This window comes from Bradyrhizobium guangzhouense, assembly GCF_004114955.1.
In the GTDB taxonomy this organism is placed as follows: domain Bacteria; phylum Pseudomonadota; class Alphaproteobacteria; order Rhizobiales; family Xanthobacteraceae; genus Bradyrhizobium; species Bradyrhizobium guangzhouense.
On the sequence record NZ_CP030053.1, the window covers coordinates 6,236,198 to 6,252,102 of the forward strand.

The following is a 15,905-nucleotide window of genomic DNA, read 5'->3' on the forward strand; positions in this document are numbered from 1 at the left end:
ATCATCTCCTCTGGATTTCAGGCGACATCAACAGCAGAGCCAGCGCCTGCTGGCGCGATTCCGCGCGCTCGATGGTTCTGCGCGTTTCGACGGAAGCCGCATCGGCCGCGGCGAATTCAAGAAGATCGAGCGGATCGATGTTGGGCCCGAGCCGCGCGCCCATCTGCGAGGCGATGTCGAGCCGGAGCTTCATGCCCTCGGGCGCGGCCCATGCCGCTGCGGTGTCGGGGAAGCCGTTGGGTCCCGCCGGCGTCCACAACGGCTGGCCGAGCAGGTTCAGGCTGCCCAGATAGAAACCGGGATCCTCCGGCACGCGCGCCAGCAGCCGGCCGCTCGCGACCAGGAAATCGTAAGGCGAGCGCATCTTGGTGAGCGGCGCCTTCCAGGCCTCGTCTGAATCAATGAGAGCCGTCGCCAGCGCCTTGAGGTCGCCGTCGGTCCTGACAAAGACATCGCGCAAGCGCGCCACCAGCGCCGGCGGTGGATCGTCGGCAACGAAATGCCTGACGAATTTCGTGGCGATGAAGTTTGCCGTCGAGGGATGGCGCGCGATGTCGGCGAGGGCGGCTTCGCCCTGCGCCAGGCCGTTGGCCTCGTAGGTCCTGCCGAGCAGCAGCTGCGGTCCGGGCTGGTGCGCATTGGCGTTGAAGGCGAAAGAGCCGGGCGCGCCGAGCTGGCCCTTCCGGCCGGCAAAGGTCCAGCCGGTGATGATGCGCGCAAGCGAGGTGACGTCGCCTTGCGTATAGCCGCCGCCGACGCCGAGCGTATGCAGCTCCATGATCTCGCGCGCGAGATTTTCGTTGAGCCCGCGCTTGCGGTTTTGTCCGGCGCGCGAGTCCGGTCCGAGCGATTGCTGGTTGTCGAGAAAGAACAGCATCGCCGGATGCTGCTCGACCGCCTTCAGCATGTCGGCGAACCGGCCGAGCACATGCGGCCGGATCGCCTCGCGCTCGAACGCGCCGGCCCACATCCGCGCCAGCTCGCCCTTGCTCGCGGAGATGCAGAAATGATTGGACCAGAACACCACCAGGCGTTCGGTGAAGCCGCAATCGACCAGCATCGCGCGCTGCAACCGCGCCAGCGCTTCGGTGCGAAACGTCTTCTGGATCACGTTGAGCGGCTGCTTTGCAGCCGGGGCTGCGGCGGCATTGGGCTGCATGGCCTCGGGCTTCATCGCGCCGTCGGCGGACTTGTTGTCGGCAGCTTTGGCCTCCGCCATCTGCTGACCCGATATCTCGCTCGCCACCGTGTTGAGCGAGAGATTGCGCCGCAACTGGTTCTCGGACTTCTGGTTCGCGGGCTGCGGCACCGGCGCTTCGGTCGGCGCTGCGGCCTTGGCGGCCTCGCGCGCCTGCTTGACCTCGTCCTGATAGGCGAACACGGCTTGGGCGAGTTGCGGCGTCGATTGCAGGCCCGGCGCCTCCAGCAGCGCGCCGAGCGGACGCGCCAGTTCCGCCTTCACGAAGCCACGAGGATCGGAGGCCGCATTGACGAGATCGCCGGATGCACCGCCGCGCGGCCCGAAGCCGAAGCGGTTCAGCGCGACGAGAGCGGCTTGGGAATCGCGGGCCATCGATTTGTCCTCCGCGCCTTGCCGTCAGCTTCCATGGTCGATGCGCGGCGCGTAATATAGCGTGGCAACAGATGAACCCGACATGAAAATGACGGCAGAGCTTCGACGTAAATCATGACAAATTCGAAAGAAATCACGATTTCGCAACCGGCCCCGCGTCGCCTTGCCTGTTCCCGATGTGGCACCGAGTTCGGCTGCGATCTGTCGGGCCAGTGCTGGTGCGCGGAGGAAACGGCCAAGCTGCCGATGCCGGCGAAGGGCGAGGATTGTCTGTGCCGGGAATGCTTGCGGAAAGCGGCGGAGGAGGCGGCAGTTTCGTAGGGTGGCCACCCTACGAAGTCTACACTGCATACCCCGGCGATGTCCGCGCCATGCCGTCGAACGCATCGAGCAGCTTCTCGCGCCAGGCATAGACGGGATCGTCGGCCTCGAGCAGCCTGAACGGGCTCACCACGCGCGCCCATTGGAAACCGCCGAACACGATGTAGTCGGCATAATCAGGCGCATTGCCGCCGATGAAGGGCTGCGTCTTGAACGTCTGCCGCATGATCTCCAGCGACTTGCGGAACGCGACGACGCCGCTGTCGCGGCTCGCCATGATCTCTTCCAGCCTCTTGCCGCCGAAGCGCGCCTCGCGCGACGAGCGGAAATAGGCGGCATCGACCTCGGACAGATTCTTCGGGATGTCGGCGATGATGAGCGGAAAGATGCCGCCGACGATGGCGATGTCGCCCCACGCATTGATCATGCGCGCCATGGCGCGGCCGCCCTCGCCGCCGAACAGCGACGGGCTGTCGGGAAAATTGTCTTCGAGATATCCCGCGATCGCCCAGGAATCGACCACGGGCCTGTCATGATGCAGCAGCACCGGAACCTTCTCCGAGCCGTGCGGTGCGATCGCGCTCTTCTCGGTGAAACGCCAGGGCAGCGATTCAGCCGTCAGCCCCTTATGCGCCAGCGCCATGCGCGTGCGCCAGCAATAGGGGCTGAAGGGACGCGAGGCATCGGTGCCGACGAGTTCGTAGAGCTTGAGGGACATATTGTTTTTTCCGTCGTTGCGAGCGCAGCGAAGCCATCCAGACTGCCGCCGCAGAACCATTCTGGATTGCTTCGCTTACGCTCGCAATGACGTTGTGGAGAGAGAAGCGCCCTGCGTCACCGCCCGTTCGCGCGCAACAGCTTCTCGCCGTCTTCCGTCACCGCGATGACCAGGCCGAGGCCGGGCAGCGTCTCGCGCGCGACGAAGCCGCGGTCGGCGGCGTCCTCCCAGATGGTGAGGCGCGGGCACGAGGTCTTCCAGGTCGAGATCACCTCGGCATAGGCGCGCGGCTCGCGCGCGATCCATTCGACGAAATCCAGCACCAGCGGGTCGGCCTTACAGCTCATTGCAAACCTCCCTTGGTAAAGGCGGCGAGCACCGGCGTGCGCAGGAAGAGCCAGCCGCCATAGGCGATGTAATAGCAGGCGATGGTGGTGATCAGCTTGTTGGACCAGGCGATGAATTGCTGGTCGGTCATGGCCTCGAGAATGCGCCGCGCCAGCGTGGTGCCGAGCATCGAGGCTAAAATTGCGACGCCGGCCAGAACCGGATCGAGCGAGCCGGCCTGGTCGACGATGCCGCCGAAATAGATCAGCTTGGTGAAATGGCTGACGAGCTGGCACATCGATTTCGTCGCCACCTTCTCGCGCCGGCCGAAATTGCCGCCGAGGAAGAAGGTGTCGAGCAGCGGGCCGGAGACGCCGGTCATCAGCATCAGGCCCATGCAGATCGTGCCATAGACGGTGCCCTGCCAGAGACGGTCAGGATCGGGCTTGATATTCGACGGCAACAGCCGCGCCATGAACGGCGTGGCGCCGAGCATCAGGAGCGCCGTCGGCTTGTCCGGCACGTAGCGGGTCAGCGACCATGCGCTGAGCGCGATGGCAGCGCCGACCATGTAGTTCGCGACCGGCCGCCAGCGGATATGCGCCCGCCACAGCAAGGCGCGCCAGCCGTTCGAGGCCATCTGCGTGATCGCGTGCAGCACCATCGCCGCCGGCAGCGGCATCAGCGCCAGCAGCACACCGATCAGGATCAGCCCGCCCGCCATGCCGAACAGCCCCGACAGGAACGCGGTGGCGACCATCAGCAATCCGAGGGCAGTGATCATGATGGGCGTCACGTGGGTTCTCCTGGGATGACTCGGAAAGTTAGGGACGCGGGCTGCTCATTCACCTTCGGGCCCCACGCGGGGAGAGGCGAAGGGGAAGGTGCCTCGCTTGCCCCGTTCGCGCAAACTGAGTTATCTTGGCCTTGCATCAGCTTTCCTGAGGGTGATTGGATTTGCGGCGGCTGCTCTTTCTCAACGGCATCAAGGCATTCGAGGCGGCGGCCCGGGGCGGCAGCTTTGCTGCGGCCGGGATCGAGCTGAACGTCTCTGCCGCCGCCGTCAGCCGCATGGTGCATCTGCTGGAAGAACGGCTCGGCGTCGCGCTGTTCGAACGCAAGGCCAACAAGCTGGTGCTGACGCAGGCGGGCCGGGCCTATCAGAGCGGGCTGACGCCGATCTTCGATGCGCTCGCCAGCCTCACCGCGCAGGTGACGGCGCCTGCAAGCGTTCGCGTGCTCACCATCGGCGTCGGCCACACCTTTGCGATGCGCTGGCTGATCCCGCGGCTGTCGGAGTTTCGCAGCGAAGAGCCCGACATCGAGGTGCGCTTCACCACCGGCGGCGCCGAGGTGCCGTTCGGCGAGGACTGGAGCTGCGGCATCAAGCTCGGCACCGGCGACTGGCCGGGCCTGGTCGCCGAGCCGCTATTCGCGGGCGATTTGACGCCGGTCTGCGTGCCCCGCCTCGCCAGCGGCCTGAAGCGACCGGCGGATCTCAGGGGGCCCGGCCTGATCCGCGTCACGCACTCGCCGGAAGACTGGCCGATCTGGCTGAAGGCGGCGGGCCTCACCCGCATCAATGCGCGCGGGCCCGAGTTCCAGTTCTACGGCCAGGCGCTGCAGGCCGCGGTCGACGGGCTCGGCGTCGCCATGGGCATCCGGCCCTATATCGACGACGACCTCGCCGCCGGGCGCCTGGTGGCGCCGTTCGACCTCTCGGTACCCAAGGGCATGCGCTGGTACCTGATCTATCGCAGTTTTCAGACCGAGCAGCGCGACTTCGCCGCGTTCCGCCGCTGGATCATGCGCGCGGCCGCGGAACCCGCGACCCGTCCGCGGCGGGTTGGCCGCACTGCCGGGCGCGGCTGATCGCTCGACCGTTCGGCTGAAAAAGCCGGCCTGATGTGAACCGCTTCACATATCGAAATCAGCAATCGTGGTCCTCTAACCCTCCGACATCCGTGCATTTGGGGACTACCAATGACGACCCTCTACGACGGCTTTGACATCGAATCCTTCGAAGCTGGCAAGGGACTGTGGCACGCCCGTATCCGGCGCGCCGATTTGAGCCCGCTTGCCATCGACGGCGTGCTGTTTCCGACCATGGAAGTCGGCTTCGCCTGGCCCGATCCGGACGCGGCGATCGCCGACGCCAAGCATCACATCGACCGCTTCCGCCGGCACGCCGACGACATCGACGAATAGGCCAGCGAGACGGCAACAGGACTGAAGGACATCGCGGCACAGCAGGGGGACACCCGACCATGTCAGTGACCGAATTCGAAGACGGTGGGCGGCCGCGAATCTATTCGCGCAAGGTGCTGTCGATCTGCCCGGAATGCGACGGCGATCTCACGGTGCTTCGTGTCATCGGCGGCCGCGCCGGCTGCGAGTACTGGACCATGCGCTGCACCGATTGCGGCGGGATCCATCTCGACATCCTCGAGCCGCGCCTGACGGTCGTGGACGGCGACGGGCCGCTGCCGGCGGCGTGAGGGCGGACAAAGCGCGTGATCAATTGCGGCATCGTTGACATCGACGCCGCGCGATCGATGCTGCGCGAAAATTTGCGAACGGCGCGCCCCGACCGGAGGAGATCAACCTCTCGAGACAATGCTTCCAGAGATTGCAAAGGCTCCAGCGATTCGCTAAAGTTGAGGAATTTCCAGAACGATTGATGCTCCCGGAGGCGACCATGCCGGAGTTTTTTCAGAGCATTCATTTCAACGTCGCGGCTGAGACGGACGAGAGTCTCAAAGGGATCGGCTCCAGGCCGCTGGTCATGCGTGCCGGCCCCGCTCGCGCAGGCGCCCCAACTGCCTTCGACAGCGATGAAGCCGCAGCGCGCTTCTATCTGAGCAACATCTTCGCACGCGATACGAGAGGCAGTGTGCGCGGTCTGACGGCGCCGCAGAACCCGCAGATCGTTCCCGATCTGCAGCTTCGCGATTCCCAGCAATCGCCGTTCAAGAACACGTCCATCGTCAGATTCGTCCAGACGAAATCGTCGATTCCGGTGTTCGGCTCGCGCGCCATCGTCGAACTGGACGACAAGCGCGAGCTGCTCGCCATCGACGCCGAACTCGCGGACGTCGAGGGTGTCGCGTCGATCGCCAATCTGTCGCCGCGGCAGGCGCTGGAGAACATCGCGGAGAAGGCGGCCGTAAAGATCGAGAAACTCGATCGTGTTGCGCCGCCGACGCTGACCTTTTTTCGCGACGAAGACAAAAACAACTGGCATCTCGCGTACTATTTCCTGAACGTTCCCGCGGCGCCACCGACGTTTTTCAAGGGGATAAAATCGTATGGCGGTCACCGATCCATCGCTGCGAGCTCGCCCGAGCTGAATTATCTGATCGACGCGCATGACGGCGCGACACTGATGTACTGGAGCTCGTCGCCGACCCTGGTACGCTGCAAAGGCGAAGATGAAGACGGCCATCTGCGGGAATTTTACGGAGAGCAGGGCCCCGAGGGCACGTTCGTGCTCCTCGACACCTTGCGGCGCGTCAGAACCGTCGATCTGCGCGGCCAGAGCATTCACACCAGCGCCCTGCCGATTAATGCGGTTGCCAACGCCGCGACGGTCTTCGAGAACTGCGAAGCCGCGATCTCCGCCCACTACAATGCGTCGCTCGTTTGCGACTTCCTCAGAACCGTCCTGAGACGCGACGGAATCGACGGCAAGGGAATGGAGCTGGTGTCGTACATCAACTGCACCTCGCCCGCCGACGAACCGCCGCCGGAATGGCACAACGCGGCCTGGTGGAAGCAGCGCATGTGGTATGGCCAGACCAAGGACGGCAGCGGCAAATTGAGGAGCTTCGCGCGGCACCTCGACATCATCGCTCACGAGCTGGCGCACGGCCTCACGGAGTTCACGTCGGATCTGGCTTACTTCCGACAATCCGGCGCGCTGAACGAATCGTTCAGCGACATCTTCGGCATCATCATCAGCAACTGGGATCCGGCCCAGCCCTACAGTGGCGGCGATACCGCGACCTGGACATGGCAGATCGGCCCCGGACTTGGCGACAAAGGCCTCCCGCTCAGAGATTTTGCGGATCCGACCCGCACCGGTGATCCGGCCCATATGGACAATTACGACAACACCACCGATGACAATGGCGGGGTCCACGCCAACAGCAACATCCACAACAAGGCGGCCTACAATTTTCTTGTCGCCAAGGATGCGCAAGGAGCCGGCCTGTTCACGCCACTCGACGTCGCCATCCTCTATTATCAGACGCTCATGCGTCTCGATAAGCTCGCCACGTTCAAACAGACCCTGGATACGCTGCTCAACATCGCCGGTGTTTACTTCGCGGGCGATCCACAGCGCCGCGCGAAGCTGGCCGCTGTGTCTGAAGCCTATTCCGCCGTGGGGATTACTTGAGGGGGAACAGCTTGAACGAGTTGAAACCGGTCAAAATGATCCAAGCCTTGGCGCTGTTCGACGAGAAGACTGCCGGCGACTGCGGCCTGGCGCTGTGGGCCGCGTTTCACGAGGTCGAAGAGTTCTACAAGCGCGCCGGTGCAAGAATCGACTATCAGCGGTACTTCATTGCACCAGTCATGCCCGCCGCTCCGTTTCTTTGGAACATTGCGCATCTCGTCGGAAGATTCATCCCGGGCGGGCAGTTGCAACGCGCGATGGACGTCCTGAGTTCAGACCAGACTCGTCCGCTCAAACTCGACGACCAGCTGGCCTGGGGCACGCGCGGGCGCACCTACGATCAGTCCCAGCTTGCGTTGGCCGTTCGGAACCTGATCGGCCCGGTTGGATCCGACTATCATCTGATGATCGTCACCGACCGGCTCATCACACCGCCTCCAAAATGGCGATACATCATCTGGGAAACGCTCGAGATGGTCAACGCGTCGGTCATCTCGGCCACGCCGCTCGATCCCGACTACTGGCGCGACAAGGATCCGGACCGCGTCTTGACGGTCAAGAAGCGTGCGAGAGCCGCCGTGCTCAACATCACCGGCGGCCTGATCGGTCTCAAGCACTGCGACAACCCTGCTTGTTTCCTGTTCGACGACGTCGATTCAGTGACGGTTCTCGACGAGATGAAGTGCATCGGTCCCGAGCACAATCTGAATGCACTCGATGGATATGGCTTCAACGACCGCCAAAAGGACCCGACCATCATCGAGCCCCCCGCACTTCAACCTGTAGCAAAACGAGTTCTCTGATGCCGAGCGGATTTGCCATCGCCTGGGAGGCCGGCGCCAGTGCGCAAGTAGAACTCTTCAGTCCGGACCTGGATGGTGCGGCAGCCGACAACGACTACCGTTTCAAGTTCTCGCCCCCGATGCGGCGGACGCTGCGTCCACCGATAACGGGACTGCAATTGGGCGATCGCGAACTCGGGCCGATCGTCGACAGGCTCAACAAATTGGGAGAGGCGCTGGACGCGCGGCGACAACCCGACGGCACTGCAGCGGCACCGGCCGCCGCCGGCAACGCCATTCTGGCGAAGGCGCAGGAGGCCGGCACCCTGCTTCACACCCTGATCATCCCATCCGATGTTCAAATGGAGTTGGGCTCGGACAACCTGTTCCTGGAAATTGGCATCGACGAGGCACTGCTTGAATTCCCCTGGGAGCTTCTGCACGACGGGACTGATTTTTTCGGACTGACACATTCGATCGGCCGCTTCGTCAACGTCAGCAAGGCAACGATCCCTAGCCAAAACCGGCCGGAGCCGATCGGCATCAAGCCGCTTTCGATTTTGCTGATCAGCGTGCCGACGCCGCAACCCCGCCAGACGGCAACCGGAAATCTGATCTATCAGACGCTGCCGGGTGCGGTCCAGGAGACGGACGAGATAACGAGGGCCATCACCGCGCTTGGCAGCGACGCCGAACTCGACGTGCTCTCGGGGCGAGGCGCAACATGGACCGCAGTGGCCATGGCCCTGAAGAGCAAGCGCTATCACATCGTTCACTACAGCGGCCACGCCTACTTCGACAATCAGAAGCCCATGAACAGCAGCCTCGTCCTCGACGACGAGGACATGGCGACCGGCGCCATCAAGCAATTCTGCAAGCAGCCGCCTGTGCTGTTCTTCATCAATGGTTGCGAATCGGGAGTCGGTCGCGGCACCGGGAGCGCATGGAAGAACCGCTATGACATTTTTGGATTAGCCCGCGCCTTTCTCGACACCGGCGCCTATCTGCTCGGTAGCCGCCACCAGGTGGGCGACGGCGGCGCCGCAATGTTCGCCAAATCCTTTTACGCGCAAGTGCTGAACGAGAAGCCGATTGGGACCGCCGTGCGCGAAGCGCGGAGGGCCTGCAAGACCGCGGGCGATTTTGTCTGGGCCTCGTATGTCTATTACGGCGACCCCCGGATCAGATTCTGCAAAGTTGGCAATCCGCGGCCGGGCGGCTGACCTCGACCGGACTGGGGCGACCCGGCGCTGCTGCCAACCTGCTGTCAGCAGTCTGGTCCGGAACGTGCCTTCGCCCTTTTCTGAAGGGCGGACTCGTCCCATATTCGCCTCATGGCGAAGAAACCTGCATCCTCCGAAAAATCCGGCAAATCCCCCAAATCCAAGGCACATCGACCCGATGTGCAGCCGATTGGCCCGGCGCTGGCCGAGCTGCTGAACCCCGCGATCAATCGCGGCGATGCCGGGCTTGGATCGGGCACCGGGCTGCAGCCGCCGCCGGACAATTCACGCGACCGCCGCGCCGGAGGCGAGGCCGCCGCACATCGGGCGCGCGCCTCGACGCCGAAGGATTTCCCGGCCGACCGCCCAGCCGGGCTGGAGGAAGCGCCGCAAGCCAATTACGGCACCGCTGCCACGATCCCGACGCTCGATCCGGAACTGGCGCGGCAGCTCGGCCTGCCCACCGAGGAGGACGATGCCGAGGCGCTGGCGCGGCCGCCGCGCAGCAAGATGGAGGCGCTCGGCGTCAAGGCCACGGCCGACGCGCTGGAATCGCTGATCCGCGAGGGCCGGCCCGAGTTCCGGAAGGACGACGGCTCCACGAAGGTGTGGACCCCGCACCGGCCGCCGCGCCCCGAGAAGTCCGAAGGCGGCGTGCGCTTCGAGATCAAGTCGGAATACCAGCCGCGCGGCGACCAGCCGACCGCGATCGCCGAGCTGGTCGAGGGCATCCAGCGCAACGACCGCACCCAGGTGCTGCTCGGCGTCACCGGCTCGGGCAAGACCTACACCATGGCGCAGGTCATCGAGAAGACGCAGCGCCCCGCCATCATCCTGGCGCCGAACAAGACGCTGGCCGCCCAGCTCTATGGCGAGTTCAAGAATTTCTTCCCCAACAACGCCGTCGAGTATTTCGTCTCGTATTACGACTATTACCAGCCCGAAGCCTACGTCCCGCGCACCGACACCTATATCGAGAAGGATTCCTCGATCAACGAGCAGATCGACCGCATGCGCCACTCGGCCACGCGCGCGCTGCTCGAACGCGACGATGTCATCATCGTCGCGTCGGTGTCCTGCATCTACGGTATCGGCTCGGTCGAGACCTACACCGCGATGACCTTCGCGCTGAAGAAGGGCGAGCGCATCGACCAGCGCCAATTGATCGCCGACCTCGTCGCGCTCCAGTACAAGCGCACCCAGGCCGACTTCACCCGCGGCACTTTTCGCGTGCGCGGCGATGTGATCGATATTTTCCCGGCGCACTATGAAGACCGCGCCTGGCGCGTGAATTTGTTCGGCGACACCATCGAGAACATCGAGGAGTTCGATCCGCTCACCGGCCACAAGCAGGACGAGCTCGAATTCATCAAGATGTACGCCAACTCGCACTATGTGACGCCGCGCCCGACGCTGGTGCAGGCGATCAAGTCGATCAAGTCCGAGCTGAAGCAGCGGCTCGACCAGCTCAACAACCAGGGGCGCCTGCTGGAGGCGCAACGGCTGGAGCAGCGCACCACGTTCGATCTCGAGATGATGGAAGCGACGGGAAGCTGCGCCGGCATCGAGAATTATTCGCGCTATCTCACGGGGCGCCTGCCCGGCGAGCCGCCGCCGACGCTGTTCGAATACGTGCCCGACAACGCGCTGGTGTTCGCCGACGAAAGCCACGTCACCGTGCCGCAGATCGGCGGCATGTTCCGCGGCGACTTCCGCCGCAAGGCGACGCTGGCCGAATACGGCTTCCGCCTGCCCTCCTGCATGGACAACCGCCCGCTCCGCTTCGAGGAATGGGACATGATGCGGCCGCAGACAGTCGCGGTGTCGGCGACGCCGAGCGGCTGGGAGCTGAACGAGAGCGGCGGCGTGTTCGTCGAGCAGGTCATCAGGCCGACCGGCTTGATCGATCCGCCCGTCGACATCCGCCCCGCCCGCACCCAGGTCGACGATCTCGTCGGCGAGGTGCGCGCCACGGCGCAGGCCGGCTATCGCTCGCTGATCACGGTGCTGACCAAGCGCATGGCGGAGGACCTCACCGAATACCTGCACGAGCAAGGCATTCGCGTCCGCTACATGCACAGCGATATCGACACGATCGAGCGGATCGAGATCATCCGCGACCTTCGCTTGGGCGCGTTCGACGCGCTGGTCGGCATCAACCTGTTGCGCGAGGGCCTCGACATTCCCGAATGCGCGCTGGTCGCGATCCTCGATGCCGACAAGGAAGGCTTTTTGCGCAGCGAGACCTCGCTGATCCAGACCATCGGCCGCGCCGCGCGCAATGTCGACGGCAAGGTGATCCTCTATGCCGACCAGATGACCGGCTCCATGGAGCGCGCCATCGCGGAGACCAACCGCCGCCGCGAAAAGCAGGTCGAATACAACACCGCCAACGGCATCACGCCTGAAAGCGTGAAGAAGCATATCGGCGACATCCTCAACTCGGTCTACGAGCGCGACCACGTGCTGGTCGAGGTCGGCGGCCACGACATGACCGACGACGTCATCTCGATCGGCCACAATTTCGAGGCCGTGCTCTCCGACCTCGAAACACGCATGCGCGAGGCCGCCGCCGATCTGAACTTCGAGGAGGCCGCGCGCCTGCGCGACGAGGTCAAGCGCCTGCGCGCCACCGAACTCGCCGTGGTCGACGACCCCACCGCCAAGCAGCGCATTGTGGCCGGCAAGGCCGGCGCCTATGCCGGCACCAGGAAATACGGCGATGCCGCCAATCTGCCCGTCAGTGCGATGAAGAGAAAGACGGTGAGCTCCGCGCTGAAAGCCAGCGGCGGCGGCAGCGGCTCGAAGGTGCACAAGCCGCATCTCGACGAGATGCACGGCCCGGAATCGCTGCCCTACCGCGAGAGCCCGAACCTGCCGGCAAAGCCGTTCGGCAGCACGAGCCGGATCATCCAACCGACGGATTCCAGGCAGTCGGGCCCGGAGTTCGGGCCGGCGCCGAAGTCGACGGGCGGCGCGCCGGGGCGGCGGGGTGGGCGGAAGAAGAGGTAGGCGGCGCTAGCAATTCGGGCGAGTTTCGTTAACCTGACACCATGAAACTCGGCTTCCAAGAAGCGCAACTATCTTATACCAGCGGTTCGCAAAGCGCCCGCGCATGGACCGAAGCTTGGGTCAAAGCATGGGCCTACTGCCCGCACTGCGGCAACGCGAAGATGTCGCAGTTTCCGAATAACAGTCCGGTTGCCGATTTCCTCTGTGTGGGCTGCAACGAGGAATTTGAACTCAAGAGCCAGAAAGGTAAATTCGGACCGAAGGTATCGGATGGCGCCTACAAGGCGAAGTGCGAGCGGCTTGCTGCGAGCAACAATCCAAACCTCCTGCTCATGAACTACGACCGTGTGTCGCTTGCGGTCGTAAATCTCTTTATCGTGCCAAAGCATTTCTTCGTTCCCGAGATCATCCAGGAGCGAAAGCCGCTAGCGGCGACGGCGCGGCGCGCGGGCTGGATCGGGTCGAACATCCTGCTCGGCAAGGTGCCGGAATCCGGTAAGATTCACATCGTACAGAACGGGGTAGTCCGGCCGAAGGAGCTGGTGCTGGGCGAATGGCAGAAGACTCTTTTTCTGCGAAGCAAATCTCTTGAGGCTCGAGGTTGGCTGCTGGACGTGCTGAAATGCGTTGAGTCACTCGGCAAGCGCGAGTTCACGCTCGAGGAAGCGTATGCCTTCGACCGACATCTCGGCGATCTTTATCCGGGTAATCAGAACATCAGGCCGAAGATTCGCCAGCAACTTCAGTATTTGCGCGACCGAGGATTTATTGAGTTCGTTTCTCGCGGCAGTTACCGTTTGAAATAGTGAGGTTCGATTTGGCCTGGTTTTTGAATTTCTACCGGTGCGACCGATGCAGGAAGGTATGGACGAATGAATGGTCGTGCACCTGCGACGACGAATGCCCGCACTGCGGTTTTCGCGATATGACTCCGTTCAACAGCGAAGACCTCACGGAGTTGATCGTTGAGGAGGGCGGCAGGTTCGTTGTGTTGCGCTCATCCGAGGAAGCGGAGGACGATCCCAGCTACGAGGAGCTTGGCTGCTTTACCACGCGCGACACGGCGAAAGAATTTCTCCGCTCTCATCAAACGAATTGATTGGCGACAAGTCCGTGGCTATGGATTCCGGGCTCGCCGCTTTGCAGCGCCCCGGAATGACGAGGGAGAGATTTCCCCTCACCCCACACTCGCCGTCACCACGGCCATCACCGACAGCAGCAGCACGATTGCGACCAGTTGGAGCGAAGCGATCGGGTGGGTTCGCCATTCCGTGATCTTGTCCGAAAGCGACAAACTGCCATCGAAGAATGCCGGTTCGTAGAGCGTCTTGAACAGCGCCGGGACGCTCGGCCCCAGTGTGACCGCGACGATCGCGTGAACCAGCGTGGCGAAGGCGACGAAGATGGCGACGCCGGGGTCGCCGACGAGGTCGTGGTTGCCGCACAGCTTGAGCAGCAACGCGGCTGTGGCGAAGGTCGGGAAGCTCTGCAGGATCGCGGTCAGCGCAAAGCCTTCGAGCGCGTTGCGCGGGCGGGACTTTCTCGCGGCGGCGGTGACGGCCATGGCACGTCTCCCTGATGACATGCCGAAGACATTAACGGCAGGGGGGAGACGTCTGATGTGAGATGGCTCACGCCCCATTCCTCCGCGACCGGAACAAGAGGCGTGATGGATTCCGGGTTCGCGCTTCGCGCGCCCCGGAATGACAATGAGCTACAGCTTGCCCTGCCCGTTCGCCTGGCTCTGCTGTTGCTGCTGCTTGTCCTGCTCGTTGGCGCGATGGCGGCCGTAGAGGCAGCCGGCGGCGGCGCCGAGCATGCCGTGATGGCCGGCATAATGGCCGGCGACGCCGCCGACGATGGCGCCCTTGATGCAGCCCTTGGCGTCGGCGGCGGAGGTTGCTCCGAGCATGAGAAGCGCGGCAGTGACGGCGAGAAGCGGGGATTTCATGGATGTCTCCTGCGGTGTCAGCGTCTTAACGACGAGGAGGCGGCCGGGTTCCCGCGCTCGCCACATGGTGAGAGACGTCAGCCGTCATGCGCGCGGCGCCAGATCGTCCGCCCGATTTCGTGCATGCCAAGGTCAGCGCAACCCGGCCTTGCAGGACATGAACCGCCATGCATTGAGGCGCGACCATTTGGCGAATATCCCTGTGTTTCTGCGGATTGATGGACCCGCGCGCCGCGCGATAGCGTTCGTCATCCATGGCCAATGAGGGCGGGAGCGGCATGAGCGTCGAGTCGTTGAACAGGCAACGCACGCTGCATCTGCTCGAGGCTTTTGCACGCGGCGACCTCGAGGCCGCGCTGGCGTGCTGCACCGACGACGTCGACTTCCTCACCCACGCGCCGATCGACGTGCTGCCGCATATGGGCCCGCGCCATGGCAAGGCCGAGCTGCGCGAGCTCTGGCAGACGGTGTGGTCGCGCTACTCCGAGATCCGCTACAAGGCGCCGCACATCGTCGCCGACGGCGACGAGGTCGCGACCTATCTGCACAGCTATTTCACCAAGCGCAGCAATGGCCGCATCGTGCAGTTCGACATGGCGGTGTTCTTCAGCTTCAGGGGCGGACTGGTGGCGCAGATCCGCGAGATCATCGATTCCTACGATCTGGTGCAACAGGTGCTGGAGCGGGAGATCGGGCCCCTGATCGTCGGGGCGGGGGTGGACGAGCAGTAGGGTATCTCCCAAGCGTCGTCCTGGCGAAGGCCAGGACGACACTGAGGATTTGGCGCTGCCGCTGCCCGCGCCCATCCTGGGAACGGCGCGGGGCCGGACCCGGTAAGATTACGGGGTTCTATTGTAAATCTCACACTTTGCGCTCACTTGTGCATTGCAAAAACGTGATTTGAGTTTTTCCAGAAATCCCGTATTTGTTCGTACACAAATGAATTGAGCGGCCCCTCGGCACCTTACTGTGCATGGGGTTGTTTTCCGTTTTTACGCTTCAGTTTCAGGACTGCCCAAAATGACAGAGCACAGCCTCTGGCGTTTCTCGCGCGCGTTGCACCGTGCGATCAACGACCGGCATTTCGAGGATATCGAGACCCTGATCGACGAGGACATCGAATGGGCGATCTACGGCCCGATCGACATGTTTCCGTTCCTGGGTGCGCGTCAGGGCAAGGCAGCCGTGCTGCAGGTCATCCGCCAGCTCGCCGACAATTTCCACGTCCGCCGCTTCGAGCGCGAGAGCATCATGCTGGGTGTCGATTCGGCTTCCTCGATGCTGCGCTATTCGCTCACGGCGCTCGATTCCGACAAGCCGATCTCCTTACGCGTCGCGCAGTTCGCCCAGTTCAGGGCTGACCGGCTGATCAGCATGCGCGTGCTGGTCGACACGTTCGATCTGGTCGAGCAGGCGCTCGGCCGCGCCATTCATCTGCCAAGGATGACCAGCGTCGGCTGAGGGGGACACCAGCGGGCTCCCGCGAGTTCGGGACCGGTCGATTGATGCTCCCATGACACGTGCCGGCCTCCAGCCCCGCCGGTCGCCGTCATGGAGATGCTCGTCACCGGGCGCGCGCCATCTGCGCGCGGCCCGTTG

The 15,905-nt window shown here is 63.7% G+C and carries 17 protein-coding genes; 11 read left to right on the forward strand and 6 right to left on the reverse strand.

The genetic code is table 11. The features are described from left to right. Window position 1: 1 nt before the first annotated feature. Complete coding sequence (locus XH91_RS29695) at window positions 2-1,573, reverse strand: DUF1800 domain-containing protein (RefSeq protein WP_128953885.1); 1,572 nt, start codon at window positions 1,571-1,573, stop codon at window positions 2-4. Window positions 1,574-1,687: 114 nt separating this feature from the next. On the opposite strand from XH91_RS29695, the gene XH91_RS39525 reads away from it, so the two are divergent. Beyond that, window positions 1,688-1,894: a cysteine-rich CWC family protein gene (locus tag XH91_RS39525; RefSeq protein ID WP_128953886.1), complete on the forward strand. Its 207-nt coding sequence runs from the start codon at window positions 1,688-1,690 to the stop codon at window positions 1,892-1,894. 19 nt (window positions 1,895-1,913) lie between these two features. On the opposite strand, the gene XH91_RS29705 is transcribed toward XH91_RS39525, so the two are convergent. The 3 genes from XH91_RS29705 to XH91_RS29715 all read right to left on the reverse strand — a co-directional run bounded on the left by XH91_RS29705 (window position 1,914) and on the right by XH91_RS29715 (window position 3,735). Continuing rightward, window positions 1,914-2,612, reverse strand: a complete 699-nt coding sequence (locus XH91_RS29705; RefSeq protein ID WP_164933648.1) for a glutathione S-transferase family protein — start codon at window positions 2,610-2,612, stop codon at window positions 1,914-1,916. 116 nt (window positions 2,613-2,728) lie between these two features. Continuing rightward, window positions 2,729-2,959, reverse strand: a complete 231-nt coding sequence (locus tag XH91_RS29710; protein WP_128953888.1) for a hypothetical protein — start codon at window positions 2,957-2,959, stop codon at window positions 2,729-2,731. After that, complete coding sequence (locus XH91_RS29715; protein ID WP_128953889.1) at window positions 2,956-3,735, reverse strand: sulfite exporter TauE/SafE family protein; 780 nt, start codon at window positions 3,733-3,735, stop codon at window positions 2,956-2,958. Before XH91_RS29715 ends, XH91_RS29710 begins: the two co-directional genes overlap by 4 nt. Window positions 3,736-3,896: 161 nt before the next feature. Here XH91_RS29715 and XH91_RS29720 point away from each other — a divergent pair, with 161 nt between their 5' ends. The 8 genes from XH91_RS29720 to XH91_RS29750 all read left to right on the forward strand — a co-directional run bounded on the left by XH91_RS29720 (window position 3,897) and on the right by XH91_RS29750 (window position 13,161). Further along, on the forward strand, window positions 3,897-4,811 hold the full coding sequence (locus XH91_RS29720) for a LysR substrate-binding domain-containing protein (protein ID WP_128953890.1): 915 nt from the start codon (window positions 3,897-3,899) through the stop codon (window positions 4,809-4,811). A gap of 111 nt (window positions 4,812-4,922) precedes the next feature. After that, window positions 4,923-5,147, forward strand: coding sequence for a hypothetical protein (locus XH91_RS29725; protein ID WP_128953891.1), 225 nt, complete (start codon window positions 4,923-4,925; stop codon window positions 5,145-5,147). Between the two features lie 59 nt (window positions 5,148-5,206). Next, a complete protein-coding gene (locus tag XH91_RS29730; RefSeq protein WP_128953892.1) occupies window positions 5,207-5,437 on the forward strand; it encodes a hypothetical protein in 231 nt (76 codons plus the stop codon). 182 nt (window positions 5,438-5,619) lie between these two features. Beyond that, window positions 5,620-7,338 carry a M4 family metallopeptidase gene (locus XH91_RS29735; RefSeq protein WP_128953893.1) on the forward strand — a complete coding sequence of 573 codons (1,719 nt, stop codon included), beginning with the start codon at window positions 5,620-5,622 and terminating at the stop codon, window positions 7,336-7,338. Window positions 7,339-7,349: 11 nt separating this feature from the next. Beyond that, window positions 7,350-8,141 carry a zinc metalloprotease gene (locus XH91_RS39080; protein WP_164933649.1) on the forward strand — a complete coding sequence of 264 codons (792 nt, stop codon included), beginning with the start codon at window positions 7,350-7,352 and terminating at the stop codon, window positions 8,139-8,141. Further along, the gene (locus XH91_RS29740) at window positions 8,141-9,343 is read left to right on the forward strand and encodes a CHAT domain-containing protein (RefSeq protein ID WP_164933650.1); all 1,203 of its coding nucleotides are present in this window, start codon (window positions 8,141-8,143) and stop codon (window positions 9,341-9,343) included. Before XH91_RS39080 ends, XH91_RS29740 begins: the two co-directional genes overlap by 1 nt. A 111-nt stretch (window positions 9,344-9,454) precedes the next feature. Further along, window positions 9,455-12,355 (forward strand): excinuclease ABC subunit UvrB, encoded by a 2,901-nt coding sequence (gene uvrB / locus XH91_RS29745; RefSeq protein WP_128953895.1) that lies wholly within the window; start codon window positions 9,455-9,457, stop codon window positions 12,353-12,355. Window positions 12,356-12,396: 41 nt separating this feature from the next. Further along, the gene (locus XH91_RS29750; RefSeq protein WP_128953896.1) at window positions 12,397-13,161 is read left to right on the forward strand and encodes a DpnI domain-containing protein; all 765 of its coding nucleotides are present in this window, start codon (window positions 12,397-12,399) and stop codon (window positions 13,159-13,161) included. A 371-nt stretch (window positions 13,162-13,532) separates the two neighbouring features. Here XH91_RS29750 and XH91_RS29760 read toward each other — a convergent pair whose 3' ends face one another. Both XH91_RS29760 and XH91_RS29765 read right to left on the reverse strand, forming a co-directional pair. Further along, window positions 13,533-13,919 (reverse strand): hypothetical protein, encoded by a 387-nt coding sequence (locus XH91_RS29760; protein ID WP_128953898.1) that lies wholly within the window; start codon window positions 13,917-13,919, stop codon window positions 13,533-13,535. Window positions 13,920-14,069: 150 nt separating this feature from the next. After that, the gene (locus XH91_RS29765; RefSeq protein ID WP_128953899.1) at window positions 14,070-14,306 is read right to left on the reverse strand and encodes a hypothetical protein; all 237 of its coding nucleotides are present in this window, start codon (window positions 14,304-14,306) and stop codon (window positions 14,070-14,072) included. Window positions 14,307-14,584: 278 nt separating this feature from the next. Here XH91_RS29765 and XH91_RS29770 point away from each other — a divergent pair, with 278 nt between their 5' ends. Next, window positions 14,585-15,037: a nuclear transport factor 2 family protein gene (locus tag XH91_RS29770; protein WP_128953900.1), complete on the forward strand. Its 453-nt coding sequence runs from the start codon at window positions 14,585-14,587 to the stop codon at window positions 15,035-15,037. 289 nt (window positions 15,038-15,326) lie between these two features. Then, window positions 15,327-15,767 carry a nuclear transport factor 2 family protein gene (locus XH91_RS29775; RefSeq protein WP_128953901.1) on the forward strand — a complete coding sequence of 147 codons (441 nt, stop codon included), beginning with the start codon at window positions 15,327-15,329 and terminating at the stop codon, window positions 15,765-15,767. The last annotated feature ends 138 nt before the right edge of the window (window positions 15,768-15,905 follow it).

Excerpts from the sequence above, each read along its gene's own strand:
- XH91_RS29695 (WP_128953885.1), bottom strand. The coding sequence starts at position 1,573 with ATGGCCCGCGATTCCCAAGCCGCTCTCGTCGCGCTGAACCGCTTCGGC.
- XH91_RS39525 (WP_128953886.1), top strand. The coding sequence starts at position 1,688 with ATGACAAATTCGAAAGAAATCACGATTTCGCAACCGGCCCCGCGTCGC.
- XH91_RS29705 (WP_164933648.1), bottom strand. The coding sequence starts at position 2,612 with ATGTCCCTCAAGCTCTACGAACTCGTCGGCACCGATGCCTCGCGTCCC.
- XH91_RS29710 (WP_128953888.1), bottom strand. The coding sequence starts at position 2,959 with ATGAGCTGTAAGGCCGACCCGCTGGTGCTGGATTTCGTCGAATGGATC.
- XH91_RS29725 (WP_128953891.1), top strand. The coding sequence starts at position 4,923 with ATGACGACCCTCTACGACGGCTTTGACATCGAATCCTTCGAAGCTGGC.
- XH91_RS29730 (WP_128953892.1), top strand. The coding sequence starts at position 5,207 with ATGTCAGTGACCGAATTCGAAGACGGTGGGCGGCCGCGAATCTATTCG.
- XH91_RS29735 (WP_128953893.1), top strand. The coding sequence starts at position 5,620 with ATGCTCCCGGAGGCGACCATGCCGGAGTTTTTTCAGAGCATTCATTTC.
- XH91_RS29740 (WP_164933650.1), top strand. The coding sequence starts at position 8,141 with ATGCCGAGCGGATTTGCCATCGCCTGGGAGGCCGGCGCCAGTGCGCAA.
- uvrB (WP_128953895.1), top strand. The coding sequence starts at position 9,455 with ATGGCGAAGAAACCTGCATCCTCCGAAAAATCCGGCAAATCCCCCAAA.
- XH91_RS29750 (WP_128953896.1), top strand. The coding sequence starts at position 12,397 with ATGAAACTCGGCTTCCAAGAAGCGCAACTATCTTATACCAGCGGTTCG.
- XH91_RS29760 (WP_128953898.1), bottom strand. The coding sequence starts at position 13,919 with ATGGCCGTCACCGCCGCCGCGAGAAAGTCCCGCCCGCGCAACGCGCTC.
- XH91_RS29765 (WP_128953899.1), bottom strand. The coding sequence starts at position 14,306 with ATGAAATCCCCGCTTCTCGCCGTCACTGCCGCGCTTCTCATGCTCGGA.
- XH91_RS29770 (WP_128953900.1), top strand. The coding sequence starts at position 14,585 with ATGAGCGTCGAGTCGTTGAACAGGCAACGCACGCTGCATCTGCTCGAG.
- XH91_RS29775 (WP_128953901.1), top strand. The coding sequence starts at position 15,327 with ATGACAGAGCACAGCCTCTGGCGTTTCTCGCGCGCGTTGCACCGTGCG.